The sequence below is a fragment of the Clostridium cuniculi genome (genome assembly GCF_004353185.1).
GTDB classification, from domain to species: Bacteria; Bacillota; Clostridia; order Clostridiales; family Clostridiaceae; genus Clostridium; species Clostridium cuniculi.
In genome coordinates this window covers 1-425 of the sequence record NZ_SMUS01000138.1, presented here as the reverse complement: position 1 = coordinate 425, position 425 = coordinate 1, and the positions used below count along the sequence as shown (strand labels likewise).

Sequence of the window (425 nt, the reverse complement as noted above, 5' to 3'; positions counted from 1 at the left end):
CTTCTCCTTCTCCCCTCCTTCCCTTCCTTCTTTTTCCCCTCCTTTCCCCGCTCTCTCCCCCTTCTCTTTTCCCCCTTCTTCCCCATCTTCTTTTCTTTCCTTTTCCCTCCGTTCCCTTGCTCTCCGCTCCTCCCCTCCCCCTCCCCCCTTTTCTTTCCTCCTTCCCCCCTCCCCTCCCCTTCCTTTTTTCCCTTTCCTTTCTCCCTCCTCCTCTCTCCTTCCTTCCTTCTTCTCTCCTCTTCCCTCTTCCTTTTTCCCTTTTTTCTTCCCTCCCTCCTTCTCCCCTCCCTTCCTCCCCTTTTCCTTTTTCCCTCTTTTTTCCCCTTTTTCCCTTCCCTCTCCTTTTTCTTTCTTCTTCTCTATACCCTCTTCTCTCCCCCTTCCCCTTTCCTTTCTCTCTTCTATCTTTCTCCCCTCTTCCCTCC

1 protein-coding gene is annotated in these 425 nt (G+C 52.5%); it reads right to left on the bottom strand.

Annotation, left to right across the window (positions count from 1 at the left end; translation table 11 throughout):
• Positions 1 to 425 (bottom strand): hypothetical protein (locus tag EJJ37_RS21315; RefSeq protein WP_193553950.1); only part of this gene is annotated, 425 nt, incomplete at both ends.